Annotated in this window: 14 protein-coding genes; 4 read left to right on the top strand and 10 right to left on the bottom strand. The window is 58.9% G+C overall.

The genetic code is table 11. The annotated features are described in order from the left end of the window. Window positions 1–6 precede the first annotated feature (6 nt). Together Q0915_RS16330 and Q0915_RS16325 are read right to left on the bottom strand one after the other, a co-directional pair. Window positions 7–756, bottom strand: coding sequence for a cobalt-precorrin-6A reductase (locus Q0915_RS16330; RefSeq protein ID WP_299475631.1), 750 nt, complete (start codon window positions 754–756; stop codon window positions 7–9). Further along, window positions 743–1840 (bottom strand): cobalt-precorrin-5B (C(1))-methyltransferase, encoded by a 1098-nt coding sequence (locus Q0915_RS16325; RefSeq protein WP_299475628.1) that lies wholly within the window; start codon window positions 1838–1840, stop codon window positions 743–745. The genes Q0915_RS16330 and Q0915_RS16325 overlap by 14 nt, the downstream gene beginning before the upstream one ends. A gap of 118 nt (window positions 1841–1958) precedes the next feature. Between Q0915_RS16325 and cobA the strand changes: the two genes are divergently transcribed. The 4 genes from cobA to Q0915_RS16305 all read left to right on the top strand — a co-directional run bounded on the left by cobA (window position 1959) and on the right by Q0915_RS16305 (window position 6611). Next, window positions 1959–2825: a uroporphyrinogen-III C-methyltransferase gene (gene cobA, locus Q0915_RS16320; RefSeq protein WP_299475626.1), complete on the top strand. Its 867-nt coding sequence runs from the start codon at window positions 1959–1961 to the stop codon at window positions 2823–2825. Then, window positions 2815–4137, top strand: a complete 1323-nt coding sequence (locus Q0915_RS16315) for a cobyrinate a,c-diamide synthase (protein WP_299475624.1) — start codon at window positions 2815–2817, stop codon at window positions 4135–4137. The genes cobA and Q0915_RS16315 overlap by 11 nt, the downstream gene beginning before the upstream one ends. A gap of 116 nt (window positions 4138–4253) precedes the next feature. Beyond that, a complete protein-coding gene (gene bchE, locus Q0915_RS16310) occupies window positions 4254–5843 on the top strand; it encodes a magnesium-protoporphyrin IX monomethyl ester anaerobic oxidative cyclase (RefSeq protein WP_299475621.1) in 1590 nt (529 codons plus the stop codon). 225 nt (window positions 5844–6068) lie between these two features. Next, entirely contained in the window at window positions 6069–6611 is a 543-nt protein-coding gene (locus Q0915_RS16305; protein WP_299475618.1) for a PEP-CTERM sorting domain-containing protein, read from the top strand. 71 nt (window positions 6612–6682) lie between these two features. Here the strand turns inward: Q0915_RS16305 and Q0915_RS16300 are convergent, their stop codons facing one another. The 8 genes from Q0915_RS16300 to Q0915_RS16265 all read right to left on the bottom strand — a co-directional run bounded on the left by Q0915_RS16300 (window position 6683) and on the right by Q0915_RS16265 (window position 14225). Next, window positions 6683–7315, bottom strand: a complete 633-nt coding sequence (locus Q0915_RS16300) for a class I SAM-dependent methyltransferase (protein ID WP_299475616.1) — start codon at window positions 7313–7315, stop codon at window positions 6683–6685. A gap of 29 nt (window positions 7316–7344) precedes the next feature. Further along, window positions 7345–8703: an MFS transporter gene (locus Q0915_RS16295; RefSeq protein ID WP_299475613.1), complete on the bottom strand. Its 1359-nt coding sequence runs from the start codon at window positions 8701–8703 to the stop codon at window positions 7345–7347. Window positions 8704–8792: 89 nt separating this feature from the next. Next, entirely contained in the window at window positions 8793–9569 is a 777-nt protein-coding gene (gene cobM, locus Q0915_RS16290; RefSeq protein ID WP_299475611.1) for a precorrin-4 C(11)-methyltransferase, read from the bottom strand. Next, the gene (cobJ, locus tag Q0915_RS16285) at window positions 9566–11437 is read right to left on the bottom strand and encodes a precorrin-3B C(17)-methyltransferase (RefSeq protein ID WP_299475608.1); all 1872 of its coding nucleotides are present in this window, start codon (window positions 11435–11437) and stop codon (window positions 9566–9568) included. The genes cobM and cobJ overlap by 4 nt, the downstream gene beginning before the upstream one ends. Beyond that, window positions 11407–12132: a precorrin-2 C(20)-methyltransferase gene (gene cobI, locus Q0915_RS16280; protein ID WP_299475605.1), complete on the bottom strand. Its 726-nt coding sequence runs from the start codon at window positions 12130–12132 to the stop codon at window positions 11407–11409. The genes cobJ and cobI overlap by 31 nt, the downstream gene beginning before the upstream one ends. Next, on the bottom strand, window positions 12129–13328 hold the full coding sequence (gene cbiE, locus Q0915_RS16275; RefSeq protein ID WP_299475603.1) for a precorrin-6y C5,15-methyltransferase (decarboxylating) subunit CbiE: 1200 nt from the start codon (window positions 13326–13328) through the stop codon (window positions 12129–12131). Before cbiE ends, cobI begins: the two co-directional genes overlap by 4 nt. Next, window positions 13325–13567 (bottom strand): hypothetical protein, encoded by a 243-nt coding sequence (locus Q0915_RS16270; protein ID WP_299475600.1) that lies wholly within the window; start codon window positions 13565–13567, stop codon window positions 13325–13327. Before Q0915_RS16270 ends, cbiE begins: the two co-directional genes overlap by 4 nt. Window position 13568: 1 nt before the next feature. Further along, entirely contained in the window at window positions 13569–14225 is a 657-nt protein-coding gene (locus Q0915_RS16265; RefSeq protein WP_299475597.1) for a precorrin-8X methylmutase, read from the bottom strand. Window positions 14226–14228 lie beyond the last annotated feature (3 nt).

The raw sequence follows: 14228 nt of genomic DNA, 5'->3' as shown, positions 1-14228 counted from the left end.
ACGCGGTTACGCTGAATAGGCCTTAAGTTTTTCGATCAATTCTGTGACATCTGCCGAAGTCTCGGATTTCGGCAATTCGGGACGATCGATCATGATAACGGGCAAGTGCAAACGGCGCGCTGCCTCGATCTTCGCGTAAGCTCGTTCGCCGCCACTGTTTTTTGACACGACATGCGAAATTCCGTGCGCTCGAAACAGAGCGATTTCTTCGTCCGCTGACTGTGCCGGATGCGACAGCACCAGATCCCAGTGTGCCGGCAGTGGCCGCTCAGGCGGCTCTATCATGCGCGCCAGGCCGTAAATGTCTTCGCGGCCGTAGAACTTTGAAATCTCTTTGCGGCCAAGGGCGAGAAAGACCCTGGAAGCGACGGGCAATGCGCGTTCCGCCGCCTCTATGGAGCCGACACGGACCCAGTCGTCGCCGGCAACGGCATCCCAGGCCGGTCGCTCCAGTCGGATCAGGGGCACCTGCAATGCAGTGCAAACCATTGCGGCATGGCCACTGATCTGCGCAGCGAACGGATGGGTCGCGTCAACGACATGCGTGACCTGTTCGGATTTCAGAAAATCGGCGAGACCGTCGGCACCGCCAAAACCACCAACCCGTGTGGGGACGCCGAGGTCCGGCAAGTCCTTGACGACACCTGCAAACGAGACTGTCAGCCTGGCGCCTGGAATGGAGGCGGTGAGTTTCTCTGCGATCAGGCGCGCTTCGTAAGTTCCTCCAAGGAGAAGGATATGGTCACTCGTCTTCAAATCCGCTCTCTCCCAGGATCTTTCCCTGACGGTCGGTAATCAGCACCTCCAACGCAACCGGCGCATCCTTGAGGATGTGCCGCACCTGCTTCTTTGTGCGCTTAGCCAGCACAACGCTCAGATCAAGGTTTTCTTCCAGCGACCGGTCGAGCACTTCCTTGGCGGTATTCGCTTCGACGGCATGCGCGATAAGAGAAGGCGATGCACCCGTCTCGGCAAGAAGGTCCTGCAGGAAGCCGAAATTTACGGAACTTCGCGCCGAATGCAGGTCGAGCGCGCCCTGTGCGAGCTTTGAAAACTTGGCGAAGCCGCCCGCAAGCGTCAGCCTGTCAACAGGATGGTGGCGCAGGTACTTGAGCAGGCCACCGGCAAAGTCGCCCATGTCCAGATAAGCGGTTTCGTCGAGCTCGTAGCGCGCACGCACGGCATCTTCAGACGAGGACCCGGTTGCACCGACAACATGAGTTAGGCCGATGGCGCGCGCGACATCGACACCCCGATGAATGGAGGCGATCCAGGCCGCACAGGAAAACGGACGGACAATGCCTGTTGTTCCCAGAACGGACAGGCCACCGACAATGCCAAGGCGCGGGTTCATAGTCTTGAGCGCCAGCTCCGCCCCACCGTCAATGGAAACCTCGATTTCCACGTCTCCAGAGCCGCCATGCAGTTCGGCGATCTCTTTAATCGCTGTTCGCATCATTTCTCTGGGAACCGGATTGATGGCCGGTTCGCCCGGGGGGATCGGCAATCCTGGGCGAGTAACTGTGCCGACGCCGTCGCCTGCTTTGAAACAGACGCCTTCACCTGGTGCCAGAACACGAACGCGCGACGTGATGAGCGCACCGTGGGTCACGTCAGGGTCATCGCCCGCGTCCTTGGTGATCGTGGCATGGGCCATTCCATTTGAAACACCGTGGCTCGTCAGAACAAAATCGGTGGTTCCGCCCCTGGGCAGGGAAATTTCCACAGGATCTGGAAACGCGCCGGACAAGAGCGCAGCATAGGACGCCTTGGCCGCCGCTGTCGCACAGGCGCCCGTCGTCCAGCCGCGTCTCAGTTCTTTCCGCTCGTTTTCAGACATCGACCCTCTATAGCCGATGTTTTGCTCTGGGACATCAAAGATCCGAAATGTCGCATTCCTGTCGTTTTCCATCGCGGAAGCGCTTGGCGTTCTTGTGTTTGCCGGATAAACAGGACTCATGAAAGGCGCTGAACATAAAGATACTTTCCCGCAAGGCCTGCCCGATTTCGATGCGGGCTGGGTGTGGCTGGCCGGTGCGGGCCCGGGCGATCCGGGACTGTTGACGCTTCACGCGGTCAACGGCCTGCGCCAGGCGGATGTGGTGGTCTATGACGCGCTTGTCGACAAGAGCATTCTGGATTGGGTCAAACCGGGCGCAATCACCGACTATGCGGGCAAGCGTGGCGGCAAGCCCAGCCCGAAACAGCGGGACATCACGCTGAAACTCATCGACTACGCACGTGCAGGAAAACGGGTTCTGCGCCTGAAGGGCGGGGATCCGTTTGTCTTTGGCCGCGGCGGTGAGGAAGCGCTTGGCCTGGTCGAGGCACGTGTTCCGTTTCGCATCATCCCGGGCGTCACGGCCGGTATCGGTGGGCTTGCCTATGCGGGCATCCCGGCAACACATCGCGACTGCAACCAGGCCGTCACATTTTTGACCGGCCATGATCAGACCGGTCTGACGCCGGACGCGATCAATTGGGACGGCATTGCAAAGGGGTCTCCCGTCATCGTCATGTACATGGCGATAAAGCATCTGGAAACGATAGCCGGCAAACTCATAAGCGGTGGACGGTCGGTGGACGAACCTGTGGGCATCGTGTGCAACGCTTCGTTAGCCGGACAAGAAGTTCTCGAGACGACGCTCGGCCGGTGCGCGGTCGATGCCAAGGCAGCCGGGATCCAGCCTCCGGCAATTGTGTGCGTCGGCGAAGTCGTACGCCTGCGCAATGGTCTCGACTGGCTGGGGGCCATGTCCGGCAAGGTGCTGACGTCCGACCCGCTGGGTCTTCGCGCCGAAAGCCGCGCGGCAGATGCCGGATAGCAATAACAGATCCGGTGCCGGCGGCATTCTGATTGCCGCGCCTTCGTCGGGCGCCGGCAAAACGACACTCACGCTCGCAATGCTGAGAGCTTTCAGAGACCTCGGCCGCTCTGTCGTTTCGGCAAAATCCGGTCCCGACTACATCGATCCGAAATTTCACGAAGCAGCCAGCGGGAAAATTTGCATCAATCTCGATGCCTGGGCGATGGACCCGGGCACGCTGCGGTCGATGGCCGGGGCGCATCTTGCCGGGCACGAGCTGTTGCTGCTTGAGGGGGCGATGGGTCTGTTTGACGGCGCTGCGAATGGACGCGGATCTGCAGCCGATCTTGCTGCGACCCTTGGCTTGCCGGTCATTCTCGTCATTGATTGCGCAAAGCAGGCGCAGTCCGTTGCAGCGCTTGTGCACGGATTCCGGAGCTACAGGTCGGATATTCGCATTGCCGGTGTGATTCTTAATCGTGTGGGCAGCGCGCGGCACGAGAAAATGCTGCGCACGGCACTATGCACTCAGGACGTTGCGGTTTTCGGCTCGATCCCACGATCCGGGGATCTCAGTCTTCCAGAAAGGCATCTTGGTCTTGTCCAGGCAGGGGAGCATGCCGATCTGGAGGAGTTTCTGGCTCGGGCGTCGGAAATCTGCCGGGAAAACGTCGATCTTACAGCCATTGAAGCTGCGTCAGCTGTGTTGGCACCGGCAGGCGCACACACTGCCAGACTTCCAGCGCCCTTGGGTCAACGGATAGCCGTTGCTCGGGACGTGGCTTTCGCGTTCTCCTATCCGCATCTGTTGGATTTCTGGCAGCGGCAGGGTGCGGAAATCAGTTTTTTTTCTCCCCTTGCCGACGAAAGTCCTGCGATCAATGCTGATGCTGTCTTTTTGCCCGGCGGCTATCCGGAACTCCATGCGGCCAGTCTGTTCGCAGCCGAAAATTTCAAGGCCGGCATGCGTCAGGCGGCTGTGTCAGGCGCGCTGATCTACGGCGAATGCGGTGGATACATGGTTCTGGGCGAGGGGCTCGTCGATGGGGCGGGAACAGCGCACGGGATGCTGGGGCTTTTGCCGCTGGAAACGTCGTTCAAGGACCGCAAACGCCATCTCGGCTATCGCAGCATCAACGCACTCGGCGGCTTGCCCTGGACAATGTCCCTGTCGGCGCATGAGTTTCACTACGCTTCCATTGTTGCTGAAGGAAACGCGGAGCGGCTCTTTTCTACAAGCGATGCTGATGAGAACAAACTGCCGGACATGGGTTTGCGAGTTCAAAATGTCATGGGCTCGTTCGCCCACGTGATTGCCGTTCAGACATAGGCAATGTGATCCTGCTCAAGCCGCACATTTGAGGCAATTCCGCACAACGCCTCCTCACATTCTGCAAGCTACCCGGTGCTTTTTTGCCGCATGGAAACGGCAGCAAAGAGAGCCCCATGGATATCCTGATCGTGAACCCGCCGCACACGGCAATCGGCAGCCGGATCCCGGATGACCATCTGCCGCCCTTGGGTCTTTTGTCCATCGCTGGCCCTCTGATCGACGACGGCCACCGGGTGGAACTACTGGACGGAGAATTCGGGCCGATGACGCCGCAGGAGATTTCAGCGTCGGTCATCGCGTCAGACTGCGACCTGCTTCTGATTGGTCATTCGGGCTCGACCTCTGCGCATCCGACCGCCGCCGAGATTGCAAGACTGGTCAGGAATGCGAAGCCGGAAATCCGGATCGTCTATGGTGGTGTTTTTCCGACCTATCACTGGTGCGAGGTTATGCGCGACGCGCCGCAGTTCGACGTCATCGTGCGCGGCGAAGGCGAAGAAACCTGCCGGCAACTCGTCCACGCAATGACCGTCGGAACGCCGCTCGACAGGGTAAACGGTCTGGCTTTCAGACGACGTGGAGAGGTGGTTTCGACTTCACCGCAGCCGGTGATCCGGGACTTGGACGCCTATCGCATTGCGTGGGAGCTGATCGACTTCAGAAACTACTCCTACTGGGGGCGCAAGCGCGCTGTCGTGGTGCAGTTCTCCAGAGGATGTCCGCACCCTTGTACTTATTGCGGCCAACGTGGTTTCTGGACAAAGTGGCGGCATCGCAATCCGGAAAAATTCGCCGCCGAAATCGCCTGGCTTCACCGCGTTCACGGGGTGGAGGTGTTCAATTTCGCCGATGAGAATCCGACCTCGTCAAAGAAGATGTGGAAGCGGTTTCTGGAAGCAATCATTGCCGAAGACATAGATGTGACGCTGGTCGGATCGACACGGGCGGACGACATCGTGCGCGACCGCGACCATCTTCATCTTTACCGGCAGGCCGGTGTTGAACGTTTTTTGATGGGCATGGAACACACCGACGAAGACATTCTCAAAAAGGTCAGGAAAGGCGGTTCGACGAGTATCGACCGGCAGGCAATCCAGCTGATGCGCCAGCACGGCATGCTGTCGATGGCAACATGGGTGGTCGGGTTCGAGGAAGAACGGGACCGCGACTACTGGCGCGTCCTGCGTCTTCTGCTCTCCTATGATCCGGATCAGATCCAATCGCTCTATGTGACGCCCCATCGCTGGACGCCGCTCTTTCGCGATATCAGCCACAGGAAGGTTATCCAGCTCGACCAGCGCAAATGGGATTACAAACACCAGGTCCTGGCAACGCGGCACGTGCCGCCATGGCGGGTTTTCTTGTGGGTCAAGGTGATCGAATTCATCGTCCAGTCACGGCCGAAGGCTCTATTGCGGCTCCTGACCCTTCCGAACCCCAAGTTGCGGCATGCCCAGAAATGGTATTACCAGATGGGCAAGCGTGTCTGGTTTCACGAAGTCTTCGGCTTTCTGTTCCGCGACAGGAGGATCAAGAACGGCCCGACGGTTGCCGAATTCTGGGGCGACAGTCTTGAAAGTGAGAATTCCATGGCCGTTGGCGGTGTGCAAAAAGCTAACCGGCCTATTCAAAGTCAACCATCACGAAATCACCGCGGGGACACTCGAGTATCCTCTGATGCGCAAACTCTGAATTTGAACTGAGGTCAGCTGAAATGTGCCGGACGGGTACGGATGGAACAAAGGAAATAAAGTAATCGGCGAGATGCTTTTATGCTCAAGTGTGCACCGCATGAGCTGTGAGGGTGTTAGACCAAGTACGCGATCAATTGAGAGTTGCGGTTTTGGCTGGTACTTCGTATTAATTTATGGTTAAAATTACATTGTGAATAAAGGCAGTGTTCTTCAGGGGGCACTTGGGAGGCTATCATGTTTCGTTCTGTACTGGCAGCGGCAATGCTTATGGTTGCAACGTCTGCAAACGCTGCAAGTATTTCCTTCGGGCCAACGTCCTCCAACATCGATAACCCGACCATTAGTTTCCTAAATCTTGCGACACCGACAAGCATAACCGGCGATGCCATTTTTACATTCTCGGTGGGTGGTGACTTAAGCGCTGCCACTGAACATATTGATGTTTCTATTGATGGCTTTAGCCTCGGCCGGGTGTTTGATAACGATCCAACCAATGATGCGTTTAACTTTACCAACGACCAAGGCGCTGATGGAGGGGTGTTTTCAGGTTCTGCAACAATTGCGCAAGCGGTGATGGCAGGTCTGATTGCGGACGGTTTGCTGAACCTGGAATTCAAGTTCGGTACTGAAGTCAATTGTTGTGGTCCTGTCCAGACGCTAGGGGGACAGATCGAATTTGAAGAAGTTATGGCCGTTGTGCCCGTTCCGGCTGCGCTGCCGCTCCTGATGGCTGGTCTGGCACTCCTCGGGTTCGCTGGATGGCGTAGAGCCTCGTAAACGGAACTTTTGGCGGTCGGTACGGTTCAAAATTCAGCGTCGAAGACGCATGCGGCAGCGGCGCCGTTGCTTCAGGCCACTTCCAGCACCACGAGCTGACACGAGATTTCCTGCTTGGGATAGTAGGGGCTCAAGGTGACCTCGAGCAGTTTGGCCATGCCTTCGGCCTCCAGCTGCTCGATTTTTTCCTTGAAGCCACCGTCCTCAAAGGCGGTTTCGAGAACCGTCAGAACAATTGGCGCGCCCGGCTTGGCAATGCGGACAAGCTCGTCCAGCCCATGCGGACCCACGTGGCCTTTGGAAAAGACACCGACACAGGCGATGCCTTCATAAATATCGTCCTCATGTTCCCTCAAGGGCTCGAAGAGGTCGGCTTCGTTCAGCTTTCTGTAAGCGCCTTTTTTCCGGGAGTGTTCGAGCATGACCGGCGTGAGGTCGATGCCGTCGATCGTGAGGTCGAATTTCCGCTTGATCAGCTCGATGCCGACGAGACCGGTTCCGCATCCGGCATCCAGGATCAGTGCCGTGTCGGAGACATGTTTGCAAAGCGCTTCTGCGGCAATTTCCGCGCCTGCATAACCGATCGCAAGAAGGAGATCGGTGTCATAGGTGTCTGCCCACTCGGTGTAGAAATCCTTGATCGCCTGAACATCGGTTCCAAGCGAATAGGCTTCCTTCAGGATCACGTATTCGGTCTCGATCATGATTGCCTCACTTGGATAGGGTTCGCATCTCAGGCCGATTGCGTAACCGATTTGCGGAACAAAATGAAGCAGATGACCGCAAGGACAAACAGAAGAACAGCCGTCGAAGCAAAGACAAGCGCGTAATCCTTGTGGAATGCGAACAGCGTACCGGAAATCGCAAGCCCGACCGTGCCGCCGATCATTTGCGACGTCATGGAAATGCCGCCGCCCTGACCGTGTTTGTGTTCGGGAAGCGAGGCCATGATCGCGGTTTGCGTGGGCACGAAGACAAACGGCATCGCGAGGCCTGTAATGATAACTCCGATGGCAAACAGCCATATGGTGTCGAGTGGTGCCGTGATCGCCATCAGTGCCATGGCAATGCCGAGGCCGACCATGCCGCCTGTCGCCAGAAGGCCCGGCTCATGGCTGTCCGTAAGCTTACCGCAATAGGGGGCGACAAAAGGCTGGGTGATGGCCGCGAGCATGACCAGCAGCCCGGCGCCGAGCGGTGACAGCCCAAGCACTTCCTGGGCGTACATGGCCGCGAAGATGAAGATCGGCATCTTGGAATATTGCGCCATGAAGATCGTCAGGTTGGAAGCAAGGAACGCCGGATTGACGAAAAGATCGACCTCGATCAGGGGCGCCGCGACGCGCAACTCGTACCAGACGAAGACCATGAGCAGCCCGATCCCGGCCGCGAAGAGACCGTAAACAAGCGGGGACGTCCATCCCCACACCTCAGACTGCATCAGGGAAAAAATTGTGCAGAACATGCCCGACGCGATCAGGGCAAGGCCGGTCCAGTCAATCGGTGGAGCCTTGGGCCGGTCGACATCGCGCCAGGTCAGGAACGCGATCAGGCCGATCAGGACCACGATCGGCGGGTTGATCCAGAAGATCCAGCGCCAGGACAGGAGATCGGTCAAGAGACCTCCGGCAAGTGGGCCGAGCGACAGGAAGATCGTTCCGATGGCACCGCCGACACCAAGCGCAAATCCGCGTTGTTCTTTCGGAAACGTCATCGTTATCATGGCAACGAAGAGCGGAAAAATGATCGCGGCGCCAATACCCTGTACCGAGCGCGCGGTGATCAGAACGTGTCCGGATGGCGCAAAGCCGCCGATGACCGAACACAGGCCGAAAACCAGAAGACCGATCAGGAACATCGGCAGCATGCCGAACTGATCGCCCAGTTTTCCGCCAACGGCGACAAAACAGGCAAAGACCAGGAGGTAGGAATTCACCACCCAATGGGACTGGTTGACGCTGAGACCGAGCTCTTCCTCGATGGTAGGCAAAGCAACCCCGACGACCGTCTCATCGAGAAGCACCAGCCCGAGTACGCAGCTCACGGCAACCAGCAGCCACCACTTGCGATTGTCTTCCGTAATCACAGCCATGACGTCCCCCTCGACCGGTATGCGGACGATCAACGCTCCGCTGCCGGTTTAAGCGTAGGCTTAGAACTGCGCCGGACACAAGCAGAGGTTCAGGAGGCCTTCGATTTCTTCTTGGGCCGCAGGACATGCACATGGTCCGCGTCGTAGAGCGCGCTGTCACGGAAGTCTTCCCCCGGATTGAGAGCGTGACCGACGAAGATCAGCGCGGTCCGGGTGATCTTGGAAGCGCGCACCTTTTTGGCGATGGTCGAAAGCGTGCCGTGGAGGAAGGTCTCGTCCGGCCAGCCGACGCGGTAGGCGACGATGACCGGGCAATCCGGACCGTAGTGAGGGGCGAGTTGACGCTCGATTTCACGAAGGTTCCGGATGGAAAGGTGAATGGCGAGTGTCGCGCCGCTCTTGCCGAGCGTGTCGAGATCCTCGTTGTTCGGCATTGCGGACGACTGCATGGCCGTGCGGGTCACGATAACCGTCTGGGCCACCTCGGGGATCGTCAACTCGGTTTTGAGTGCAGCGGCCGCAGCTGCAAAAGCCGGCACGCCTGGCGTGACGTCATAGTCGATCCCGAGCGCTTCCAAACGGCGCATCTGTTCAGCCGTTGCGCCGTAGATCGAAGGGTCGCCTGAATGAACCCGAGCGACATTCAGACCCTTGTCGTGGGCGTCCTGGATCTCGGCGATGATTTCATCAAGCGTCATGGGTGCCGTATCGATGACGCGCGCGCCTTCCGGTGCGGCGGCAACAATCTGTTCCGGCACTAGGGACCCGGCATAAAGGCACACGGGAGAGGACTGGATCAGCCGCAATCCACGAACAGTGATCAGGTCGGGATCGCCGGGCCCAGCACCGATGAAATGAACGGTCATTGATTTTCTTCCGCCTCTTCGGGTTCCGGTAATTCTTCAGTATCGGCTTGTTTCGGTGCATCGATGCGTTTGGCATAGCCACGCGGCGTATAGACGAAAATGCTGCCATCGCCCTTCATGATCGCGCGCGTATTTGAAGAGCCCACTAAGACGGTCGTAAGCATGTCGACTTCATCGACCGTCAGCGCTTCGAGTGTTGTTACCCGCAGGGTTTCTTCCGGTCGTCCGAGGTTCACACCCAGAACGACCGGGGTTGTTGGCGGTCTGTGCTCCAGGAGGATGTCACGGGCAGCGGCCAGTTGCGTCCTGCGCCGCTTTGAAACGGGATTGTAAAAGGCGATGACAAAATCGCCTTCGGCTGCGGCCTTCAACCTTGCTTCGATCGCTTCCCAGGGCGTCAGCAGGTCGGAGAGTGAAATCGCGCAAAAGTCATGACCGAGCGGTGCTCCGATCCGCGCGGAGCAGGCCTGCAGCGCTGATATGCCCGGCGCGTTGGTAACACTGACGCGCTTTGCCGAGTCCGACACACCGCCGAATTCCTCGTTCCGGTGAAGCAGTTCATAGACCAGCGCGCCCATGGCGTAGATCCCGGCATCGCCGGATGAAATCAGGGCGACATTCTTGCCTTTGCCGGCTTCTTCAAGCGCAAACCGCACGCGGTCTTCCTCCGCGCCGAGGGGAAAGTTGTGATGCTTTTTGCCGGTAATATGCTGTTCGACAATATCGAGATAGAGCGAGTAACCGACTACATCGCTCGCCTCGGATAGAAGCCTGGTTGCCTCGGGCGTGCGCCAGTCATCCTTGCCCGGGCCGATCCCGATCACCGAAAGGTGGCCGCGGGCTCGGCCAACACTGTCCGGCTCAATCGGTTGCGGCGCGCGCGCAATCGCACAGGTCGCGTTCTCGGTTTTCTGTTTCTCCACAACGAGCGATCCGAACGACCCGGACGCGGCCAGCGACGCGCCTTCCGATACGCCGTGACAACCGACTTCCTTGAAGACTACGTTGGAGGGGTTCTTGAGCCTTGGTGTCTCACGCTGCAATTCGACGGCGGAGAAGACGCGAAGCGGAACGCCAAGGTGGGCTGCAAGGTCGCCAACGGCTGTTTCGTCCGCCTTCAGGTCGATCGTCGTGACACAGGCGACGGCGCCCTTGGCAATTCCTCCTTCGGCGAGCTGGCTCTCGACGAGATCAATCAGCTCTTTCGGTTCGCAATAACGGGCGCACCCGACGCCGACTGCATATTTTTGGGGATGGTAGACCAGCCTGGTGGGGCTGCCCTCAACAGGCTTTTCGGTTGCGGTGAGTGATATGGCGGCATCGTCGGACTGATTGAGATTCGCTTGCGCGAGCCACTCCGCATGCCCCTCGATCTTGACCGTTGCGCCGGACAGGAGTTCCGCCATGACGGGCTTTGCATCTTCCGGATTGGCCAGATGCCAGCCCTTGGGCGGTACATCGAGGGCAAGCCCGAGTTTTGTGTCTCCCGCAGTGGTGATCGCAGCGTGTCCGCGCAGGGATTTGGCCAGAATTCTGGCAAGCTCATTTGCACCGCGATGCCCGCCAAGGAGCGGTACAATGCTTGAGCCGTCTTCGGACACGGCGATGACCGGTGGCTCGGTGCGCTTGTCTTCAAGGATCGGTGCGAGTGCGCGGATCAGGATGCCGCTTGCGCAAAAGCCGACGATCGGGTGTCCAGCCTTGAAGAGCAGTTGCAGATGTTCGACGGTCTCGTTGAACTGGGTGTCCGCCGTCGGCACGCGCCCTGCCAGTCCGTGGATACGCGCGGTCGAAAAGCGTTTGGCGACATCTTCAGCCGTGTCGAGGCCGGCCTGGTTCAGGACGAAAAGGATGGGGGAAGCGTCCACGCTTCGTCTCCCTTGTAGATGAGGATCATTGAAAAATAGGGGGCTGAATCCGCGTCAAGGTCAACAAGCCTGTGGACCTTCTGCTCAGCCAGACTGGCGCGCTCCACGTAACCGGCTTTCTCCAGAAGACCCATGCGTGCGAGCAAGGCCTTGAGACGCGCCAGATGCCGGCCGACTTTCATGATTGCAACGGCCTGCGCGTTTGCGACTTTGTGTTCGATTTCAGCATCGGGGATGGGACCGGGAATGACGGTCAGGACATCGTTTCTGGACGTCAGCGGACGTTGCAGCTGCGCGGCACAGGCGGTGAGTGACGTGACGCCCGGCACGATCTCGATCGAAAAACGTTCAGACAGCCGCTCAAAGAGATACATGAACGAGCCGTAGAAGAAGGGGTCGCCCTCGCACAGTGTCACCACGTCTTCGCCGGAGGACAGTACTGAGGCAATCTCTTCGGCTGCCTTGTCGTAGATTTCCTTTGCCGGAAATCTCTCGACCCGCATGGGCACGATGATCGGAATTTCTCTTGCTTCAGCTGGAATGACGCCGGATGCGATCGAGCGGGCGAAACTCTCGCCGGTGTCAGGAGCCGGGTAAGCGACAACCTTCGCCGAGGAAATCAGCCGGTGCGCTTTCAGGGTCATCAGCTCCGGATCGCCGGGGCCGAGACCGATGCCATAGAGCTTTCCAGTCATGACTTTGTCAGGCTCCACTGGGTCACAGGCATGAGCGGACGCCAACCGGTGAGCCCGCCGACTGCACTGGCGCGATGCACCGAGAGTTTCTTCAAACTGCCTCCGTGATGCTGATAGTTGGCGAGCAAGATGGCCTCACTCTCAAGCGTCACGGCATTGGCGACAAGCCGACCACCGGAGGCAAGCGCTGCCAATGCCTTGTCGACAACGCCCGGCGTCGTCACTCCGCCGCCAATGAAGATCGCATCGGGTGCCGGCAAGTCCTCTAGACCCTCCGGCGCAAGCGCATCGCGTAATTCCAGGTGCGGAACGCCGAGTGCGACTGCGTTTTCTGCTGCCATTTTCCGGCGTTCCGCCTCCGGTTCCAGCCCGATTGCCCGTGTCCTGTCGGCGGCGCGCAGCCATTCAATGGCAACAGACCCGCACCCGGAACCGATGTCCCAAAGGAGAGCGCCCGGATAGGGTTTCAACTCAGCAAGTGTTATCGCGCGTATGTCCTGTTTGGTCATTTTGCCGTCGTGCCTGAATGCGTCGTCCGAAAGGCCCGGCACGCGCGAGCGAAAGCGGGTTGCAGGATCAGCAACAACTTCCAGTGCCAGCGTATGGAACGCCGCCACGTCGGCAGACCAGTCCTCCGCCGTCCCGCTCACGGCGCGCTCTTTTTCGCCGCCAAGGTGCTCAAGGACGGTCATTCTGGTTCGCCCGAACCCTTCATCGGCCAATAGGTCCGCCACCATGCGCGGGGTCTGCGCGCCGCTTGTCAGGACCAAAAGCCGTGCACCTGGATAAAGCGCGCACCGCAACAGATCGACTGGGCGGCCATGGACCGACAGGCATTCGCAATCCTGCACAGGCCAACCCATGCGGCTCGCGGCGAGCTGAAACGCAGACAGCGCTGGAAGAACGGTCATCTCGGCGTCATCGAAGCGCCTTGCAAGCGACGATCCCATGCCGAACCACATCGGGTCGCCGGTGGCAATGACCGCTACCTTCCGGTCTTTCAACTGCGCCAGTTCAGCGAAGACCGTGTCAAAGGGTGACGGCCATGTCCGCTTTTCAGCCCGGATTTCGCCGGCCAGAGCCAGATGCCGCTGGCCGCCATAAACCACGTCCGCATCTGCCAGTGCATCCCGGCCTCCTTTAGCAAGACCGCCATCTTCGCCAATACCGATCAGCGTCAGCCAAGGAGATTTCATTCTTCCTCCAGCCGATACGGTTTGACGGTGGCTTTCGGAGACAGGTCCTTCGGCTTTCCGTTGGCATGCACGGATGCTTGCCGCATGCCACGCGATCTTTGTGCGGGTTCGTCTTTGGAGCCTTCTCCAATATCCGCGCCGGTGGATTGAGCGCCGGAATGCGACAAGAACCCGCGTGAACGCAAAGGTTTGCCGGCACCGCGCGATCTCAGTTTTTTACCCTCTTTATGATCCGCCATGTCACGCTTCCTCCGGCAGGCCTGCGGCGAGTGCGTTTACGGCGGCTGCGGCCATCGCCGAACCGCCCCTGCGTCCCTTGAGGGCAAGAAACGGCAGATCGAACGGGTTGGAAATCAGAGCGTCCTTGGATTCGGAAGCTCCAACAAAACCGACCGGAAACCCAAGCACAAGTGCGGGTCGGGGCCCACCGTTTGCGATGATTTCCAGAAGACGGAACAGCGTCGTGGGAGCGTTTCCAACTGCGACGATTGCCCCCTGAAGACGGTCGTGCCACAAGTCGACTGCAGCTGCGGATCGCGTTGTCTTCAGGCGCTTGGAAAGATCCGGGACACCGGCATCATTCAGCGTACAGATGACATCGCATCCCGACGGCAGGCGCGAACGAATGATGCCGTGAACAACCATCTCGACATCGCAAAGAACTGGGGCGTTGTTCATGAAAGCTGCCTGGGCGGCTTCGCTTGCATTGCCGGACCAGGCCAGATCCCGAGGCAGGTCTGTCATGCCGCAGGCATGGATGAGGCGTATTGCGACCGGCCGCAAGTCTTCCGGCACGTGCGCAAGATCAGCTTCCGCACGCACGATGGAAAAGGACTGCCGGTAGATTTCCGCCGGGTCCTTTTCATAGCTGTAAGCCGGGATGGAAGGCCGTGTCACCTG

The sequence above is a fragment of the uncultured Roseibium sp. genome (assembly GCF_947494555.1).
Lineage (GTDB): Bacteria > Pseudomonadota > Alphaproteobacteria > Rhizobiales > Stappiaceae > Roseibium.
The sequence above is the reverse complement of the archived record's forward strand: the minus strand, read 5'-3'. Positions and strand labels throughout refer to the sequence as shown.